The sequence below is a fragment of the Streptomyces mexicanus genome, from assembly GCF_902506575.1.
In the GTDB taxonomy this organism is placed as follows: Bacteria; Actinomycetota; Actinomycetes; order Streptomycetales; family Streptomycetaceae; genus Streptomyces; species Streptomyces mexicanus.
Window position 1 is genome coordinate 1 of sequence record NZ_LR732632.1, and the last position, 6,424, is coordinate 6,424.

General features: G+C 71.5%; 8 protein-coding genes. 6 read left to right on the forward strand and 2 right to left on the reverse strand.

Annotated elements, in window-relative coordinates; all coding sequences use genetic code 11:
• From GV126_RS33815 to GV126_RS33840, 6 genes are all read left to right on the forward strand, one after another.
• Positions 1 to 331, forward strand: a 331-nt coding sequence (locus GV126_RS33815) for an acyl carrier protein (protein ID WP_159674994.1), incomplete at its 5' end; no start/stop codon positions are given.
• Between the two features lie 259 nt (positions 332 to 590).
• Positions 591 to 1,220 (forward strand): TetR/AcrR family transcriptional regulator, encoded by a 630-nt coding sequence (locus tag GV126_RS33820; protein ID WP_159674996.1) that lies wholly within the window; start codon positions 591 to 593, stop codon positions 1,218 to 1,220.
• 115 nt (positions 1,221 to 1,335) lie between these two features.
• Entirely contained in the window at positions 1,336 to 1,626 is a 291-nt protein-coding gene (locus tag GV126_RS33825) for a hypothetical protein (protein ID WP_159674998.1), read from the forward strand.
• A gap of 145 nt (positions 1,627 to 1,771) precedes the next feature.
• Positions 1,772 to 2,281 carry an SMI1/KNR4 family protein gene (locus GV126_RS33830; protein ID WP_236570359.1) on the forward strand — a complete coding sequence of 170 codons (510 nt, stop codon included), beginning with the start codon at positions 1,772 to 1,774 and terminating at the stop codon, positions 2,279 to 2,281.
• Between the two features lie 249 nt (positions 2,282 to 2,530).
• Positions 2,531 to 2,926: an NUDIX hydrolase gene (locus tag GV126_RS33835; RefSeq protein ID WP_201299981.1), complete on the forward strand. Its 396-nt coding sequence runs from the start codon at positions 2,531 to 2,533 to the stop codon at positions 2,924 to 2,926.
• 184 nt (positions 2,927 to 3,110) lie between these two features.
• Positions 3,111 to 3,749 (forward strand): UbiX family flavin prenyltransferase, encoded by a 639-nt coding sequence (locus GV126_RS33840; protein ID WP_159675002.1) that lies wholly within the window; start codon positions 3,111 to 3,113, stop codon positions 3,747 to 3,749.
• Here GV126_RS33840 and GV126_RS36965 read toward each other — a convergent pair.
• Both GV126_RS36965 and GV126_RS33850 read right to left on the reverse strand, forming a co-directional pair.
• Entirely contained in the window at positions 3,698 to 3,976 is a 279-nt protein-coding gene (locus GV126_RS36965) for a helix-turn-helix domain-containing protein (protein WP_159675006.1), read from the reverse strand. The two genes, GV126_RS33840 and GV126_RS36965, sit on opposite strands and share 52 nt — an antisense overlap.
• On the reverse strand, positions 3,969 to 5,762 hold the full coding sequence (locus GV126_RS33850) for an SWIM zinc finger family protein (protein WP_236570361.1): 1,794 nt from the start codon (positions 5,760 to 5,762) through the stop codon (positions 3,969 to 3,971). The genes GV126_RS36965 and GV126_RS33850 overlap by 8 nt, the downstream gene beginning before the upstream one ends.
• Positions 5,763 to 6,424: the final 662 nt, after the last annotated feature.

The window sequence follows — 6,424 nt, forward strand, 5'->3', positions numbered from 1 at the left end:
CCCCCGCCCCCCGGCCGCCGGCAGCGGGCAGCCGCACACGCCGGCCCTCCCCCTCGTCGAGCCATCGGCGCCCAAGGACGCGGTGCGGCCCGCGGACCGCACCGCGGTCAGTCCCCGGCAAGCCCTGCTCGACCGCGCCGCCGACCTGCTCGGGCTGGCTCCCTCCCAGGTGGACGTGCGCCGCCCGCTGTGCGCGCTGGGGTTGGATTCCCTCATGGCCGCGCAACTGAGGCAGCGGCTCCTCGCGGATCACGGCATCGACATCCCCCTGGGACGCCTCCTGGCGCAGGCACCGGTCGAGGAGATCCTGTCCGACATCGCCGCGGCGTAGAGCCTCTCGCGGGGCGGCCGACGCACCCCTGGGGTGGTCGGCCGCCCCGCTTGTTCCCCGAAACGGAGACTGTGAGTCATCCATGGACTGTGGTATAAGAATGAGTGGGGCCGGGGCCCGAGCGGGCGGCAACCGGCGAGGGCGGAGACGCAGGAGAGTCGTTCGACATGCCACTGCGGACCCGGACGTCCATCCGCCGCACTGAGCCGCGACGCACGTCTCTGTCCTGTTACCGATCGCGCACGTGCAGGAGGAAGAGATGAACACGTCCCCACCCGAGAGCAAGGCCCAGCCCCTGGGGCGGCGCGAGCGGAACAAGATCAAGATAAAGGAGCGCCTGTACACGGCGGCGCTGGAACTCTTCGCCGAGCACGGATACGAGCAGACGTCCGTCGACGAGATCGCCGAACGCGCCGATGTCGCCCGCGGGACCTTCTTCAACCACTTCCAGCGCAAGGAAGACCTCATCAGCACCTGGGGCGAGCGGCGCAGGGAACGGCTGGTGGCCGTCATGGCCGACGCCCTGCCCGACGAGGCCGGCGCCGCCGAGCGCCTGCGCCGCTGCATGACCATCCTGGGCCGTATCAACGAAGAGGAGCACGAGAGCGCCGCCGCGATGCTGATCGCCTGGGTGAAGGCCGGCCGGCCCCTCATGGAGGAGCCGTACGTCGCCGAGCTCTTCGCGGAGATCATCGAGGACGGCAGGAAGAACGGCGAACTCCGCCAGGACATTCGTCCGCGGCAGGTGGGAAACGTCCTCCGGGACATCTATCTGGGGACCTTGTACCGATGGTTCCGTGACGTGGAGGTCGAACTCGACGGCAAGTTGGAGCAAGAGCTGCTGGAGGCCACCGAGTTGCTGCTGAACGGCATCGTGGCCCGGCCCTGAGGGGCCGGGCGCGCCGGGGCCGGACGCCGGTACGATGCAGTCTCCGTCGAGGCGCACAGAAAAGAGCACGGTGAACAAGGCCCGGATATCTCTCACGGTGGTGGCGTGCGCTTTCATGGCCGTCGCGTGCGGCGGAAGCGACTCGGCCGTCGACACCTCGCGTCTGACGGACCCGGAGAAGCAGTGGGTCGAGTTCTCCTACGCACACGAGAGGAACGACCAGGTCAAACGGACCTGGGAAGAACTGTCCGCTGACGGCGTCAAGTCCTACCTCCGCCGGCAGCGTCCCCGTCTGTGCGGCGACACCGCGGCGTTGATGCGGAGCCTGAAGGACGCGGGCTACACGGCCGAGGACATGCAGGAGTACGAGGAGAAGACCGAGGAACTGATCTGCTCCCACCTGTAGAGCGGGTCCGAGCGGACCGGGCGGAGTCAGAGCCGATCGAGAGGGTCGCATGGACCAACACCCCGGAGAAGCCTTCCCTTTCGAAGAACTCTGGCACAGGTTCCGGGGATGGCTCCTTCGCAACGCCCCCGAGGACCACCACGCATTGCGTCCGGGTGCGTCCGGCGCGGAGCTGTCCGCACTGGAGGAAGAGCTGGGTTTTCCGCTCCATGACGATCTGAAGTCGCTGCTCTCGACGCACAACGGTGTCACCCCGCGCAGATCGAGCACCCAGGCCGGTGCCTTCCTCCTCGGGTACAGCCTGCTCGACACCGCGGACATTCTGGAGTGGCAGCAGAACCTGGCCGACACGGCGCGGGAGGCCGTGGAGGAAGGTTGTGAGGACGAGGTGATCGGACGCACGGCCCATCAGCGGTGGGTTCCCTTCGCCCAGTGCCTCACCGGCGATCTGCTCTTCGTCGACCACCGCGGCGAGCGCGAAGGAGAGGTGGGAGAGCTCTGCTTCGGCTCGCCCGAGTACCTGTGGCTGTGGCCGGGCATGGGCCTGATGCTGCACGACCTGTGCGCCGCGGTCGACGGCATGTCGCCGCTTCCCCGCCTCGACCGCCGTCCCCGGGTCCACGAAGGGCGGATGCTGGAATGGGTCGCGAGCTGACCTCTGGGAACGCCGCCAGAACCTACTGGCTTCTGCCTCCGCAGGCGCTGGCCTTTCCGTAGAACTGCGCTTGCGTATCTCGCCCGCAGGGGAAGAGGAGCCCGGCATCGGCGGGCGTCCGGCCGCACGGCCGATCCGGCGGGGCGACGACCGAGGTGGGCGGGTTGGTACCGTCGACGGTGCGGCCGGCGCCGGTCGCGCCGGCATGGCACGGCACAGCACGAACAGGGAACAGGCGAGGGAACGGCCGTGGTGATCGACAAGGTGGCATGGGTCCGCATCGAGGACGGACGTGTCCTGTGCGCCCGTTCCCGAGGCAAGGACGTCTACTACCTGCCGGGCGGCAAGCGGGAGCCGGGCGAGAGCGACCTGCAGACGCTGGTACGGGAGATCACCGAAGAGGCCGGTGTCCTCCTGCGCGCCGAGACCGTCTCGCCGCTGGGCAGCTTCGAGGCACAGGCCGACGGCCGTGCCGAGGGTGTGACGGTACGCATGACGTGCTTCACCGGCGACTACACCGGCCGGCTCACACCCCGCAGCGAGATCGAGGACCTGGCCTGGCTGGGCTACGCCGACCGCCACCGGGTCTCCGGCGCGAGCCGGGCCGTCTTCGAGCACCTCCACCGCGCGGGGATGCTGGCGTAGGCGGTCGGGGCGCCGGCGCGGCGTGAGCAGGGCGCTGCCCTTCTCCCCCGCCGCATCCCCTCCTTCCCCGAGGCCCTTTCCGCTCGGGTCACCTCCCTTTGCGATCACACCCGGCACCTGTTGCGATGCTGTGTGCGGCCCACGGCCGCCTGCTCGGGGCCGGGAACGCGGGAAGGAAGAGCGGATGGCGGAGCGGCGCAACATCGTCCTGGCCGTGACGGGGGCCGGTGGCACACGTATGGCCCGGTTCGTGCTGGAGGCGCTCGTCAAGGACGAGCGGGTCGGGCAGGTGGACCTGATGGTCTCCCCGGCGGGCCGCCGGCTGATCGCGCACGAGACCGGCCGGGACGCGTCCGGGCCGGCGGCCGAGCTGGTGCTGGGCGGCCCGGCCCCGGACAAGGTCGTCGCCTGGGATCCGGAGGACCTGGCCGGCGGGCCGACCTCCGGCAGCTATCCCTCCTGGGGCATGCTCGTGGTGCCCTGCGCGCTGGGTGTGGCCGGACGTATCGCCCACGGCACGGCGAACACCCTGATCGAACGGGCCGCCGACGTGATGCTCAAGGAGCGGCGCCCACTGGTGCTGTGTGTGCGCGAGACGCCGTTCAACCTCATCCATCTGCGCAACCTCACCCAGGTGGCGGAAGCGGGCGGCACCGTCTACCCGATGATCCCCACCTTCTACAACGTGCCCCGGACGGTGGACCAGTTCTACGAGGAGTTCACCGTCCGGCTGCTGGGTTTCATCGGCCTGCAGCAGACCGACTACTACGCCTACTCGGGCGCGGAGTCCCCGGCGCACCACGACCGGGCGGGCCACCCCTGAGACGCGGTGGCCGATCCGCCGTGCGCGCGGGTGCGGAACGCGGTGGGTGTCTCGCCGGTGCACCGCCGGAAGAACAGGGTGAAGACCGTGGCGGAGGTGAAACCGAGCCGGTCGGCAACCTGCACGGGGGCAAGGTCGGTGTGCACCAGGAGGCGTTCGGCATCCAGGGCGACGCGGCGCTCGAAACCTCCCGGCCCTGCGGCACCACGTCCACGGGTGTCAGAGATCGCCGGGTGTGCCCAGGCCGGTCAGGGCGCCGACCGGGTCCGTGTCGGGGGTGCCGCGCGGCCACCAGTCCTCGCGGCCCGGCTCGGACTCGTACGCGTACCACAAGCCGTCCCGGCCCAGGCGGAGCTGGAGGTGGCCGAGGGGGTGCGTGAGCCGGTTGCGCCACGGCCGGAACGCGGGCAGGTCGGCGGCCAGCAGCAGCGGACGGGCCCGGTCGAACCGGCCGGCCGGGGGGTCCCAGGGCTCTTCGAGGACGGCCAGTCCCTCCGCTCCGCCCTGCCGCCAGGCGGCCACCGCGCGGGCCAGGTCGGCCGTGCCGCGGCCGGTGGCCGAGGCGAGCGCGGCGTACAGGGAGCGGGTGGCGGCGGTCAGCCCCGAACCGGGGCGGGCGGCCGCGAGCCGTACCGCGTCCTGCCACAGCGTGAGACCGCCCACCGGGTCCCGGCCGGTGGTGAGCAAGGCGTGGGCACGGGCCGCGGCGTCCGTCGCCAACTGGTCCAGGGCGAACGGATCCGGGCCGCCCGGGGCCGCCGGGTAGACCGGAGGCTGCTCGGGGTGCGCGGGCGCCGGCGACGGCGCGGGCAGGGGCGGTGGGGCGCCGCGGCGCGCGAGGACGTCACTGGCGCGCACGCCCGGCAACGGATCCGGCCGCCGCTCCCGCGCGGCACGGGCCGCGCGGGTGGCGTTCCGCCGGGACAGCGCGTCCAGCAGCTCGCGCTCGCCCCGGCCGCGGAGCAGCAGCAGGACGAACGGGTCGGCGTCGAGCAGCCGCGCGGTCTGGTAGCACAGGGCGGCGGCGTGCTTGCAGGGATGGCCGCGGTCGGGGCAGCTGCAGTGCGGGTCGAGGTCGCCCGGGCCGGGCAGCAACGGAACACCGCAGTCGGCGAGGGAGTGCGGCATCTGCCGGTCGAGGAGCGCGGCGATGTGCGCGGGGCGCTCGGCGGCGCTCTCCAGGAAGCGGTCCCAGTCGGCGTCGTCCAGGGTCCGCAGCCGTACCTGCGCCCGGTAGGGACGCGGGCGGCTGCCCTGGACGTACGCCAGGACGGAGCCGGGCGTCACGGTGATGGCGTCCACCCGGCCCTGCTGTGCGTAGCCGCGTCCCCTGGCCAGGCGGGCCGCGTCGAGGGCGCCCTTCTCCAACGCCGTGACCCAGGCGTTGCCCCACCAGGTCTCGGCGAACCCGGAGCCGTCCGGTCCGCGGGAGGGGAAGGGCGGGAAAGTACGCCGGTGCTCGCCGTCCCGGTGCGGCGAGGCCATGGTGCGCGGAAGCCTGGGTGCGGCCGTGGTGGCCGGTGCGGCCGGGGTGGTGCGGGCGACTGATGCGCCGGAAGGGGCCGACGTCATGGGGGCAGCCGACGTCGTGGGGGTGGTGGGCGTGTCCGGCGACTGCTGCGGCGGGGCATTGTGCTCCGGCTGCCCCTCGGGCGGCGGCACGTCGCCGGAAGCGGGGCGCTGGGAGGGAGGACGCTCGGCCTCGGCGGAGGCGGGCATCGCGAAGGCCCCGGCGAGCAGCTTCCTCACCTCAAGGGCACCGGCAGCGGCTCCCCGGGAGCCGGTGGCCGCTGGCCGGGGCGTGCCGCGCTCGGTGGGCTTCGGCGTCGCCGCCCCCGTACGGGGCCGGTCCTCGGGCGCCGCGCGGCGGGCCAGGGCGGCCCGCAGGGCCTCACGGGCCGCGTCGGCGGGACGCAGCGGTGCGGCCTGCCCGGGCACGGCCCGGCCACCGGCGGCCGCGGGAGTGACGGAGGGGGCGGGGGTGCCGGAGTGCGCCGGGCCACCGGAGGACACGGGATCGCCGGTGCGGGCATGATCGTCCGTGCAGGCATGATCGCCGGAGCGCGCGGGGGCGCCCGAAGAGGCTGGAGCGCCGGAGTCACGCGGACCGCAGTCCTGTGATCCGCAGTCCTGTGATCCGGAGTCCTGTGATCCGGAGTCCTGTGATCCGGAGTCCTGTGATTCGCAGTCCTGCGCACCAGAATCCCCTGGTGCGGAGTCCTGTGCACCGGACTCCTGCGGCCCTTGCGGATGCGTCCGTTGCTCGCAGGCGTCGGAAGTGGCCTCCGTCGGGGTGGCCCCCTGGGGGGCCGCCGGCGTGGCCGGCGTCTCGGGGCGGGTCTCCTCGTCTGCCGGGTGAGCGGCCCGCCGGGCCGCCACCGCTTCGCGCAGGGCCGCGCGCGCGGCCCTGCGCGAAGCCCGGCTCTTATACACATCTCCGAGCCCACGAGACAGGCAGAAATCTCGTATGCCGTCTTCTGCTTGAAAAAAAAAAAAAAATACAATGAAAAGACAGTGATGTACATGTTGATGTCATTGGGCGTAGTCGTAAAAGAGAAATTGGATAAAAGAAAAAGTACTATCTAATACAGAATATAACATGTGTATAAGAGTTGTGTCTGAGTTACTGCGTGTAAAATAGCAGGTGCTTGCTACTGTCGCATATATTGTATGTG

Coding starts and splice junctions, on each gene's coding strand:
- GV126_RS33820 (WP_159674996.1), top strand. CDS start 591: ATGAACACGTCCCCACCCGAGAGCAAGGCCCAGCCCCTGGGGCGGCGC.
- GV126_RS33825 (WP_159674998.1), top strand. CDS start 1,336: ATGGCCGTCGCGTGCGGCGGAAGCGACTCGGCCGTCGACACCTCGCGT.
- GV126_RS33840 (WP_159675002.1), top strand. CDS start 3,111: ATGGCGGAGCGGCGCAACATCGTCCTGGCCGTGACGGGGGCCGGTGGC.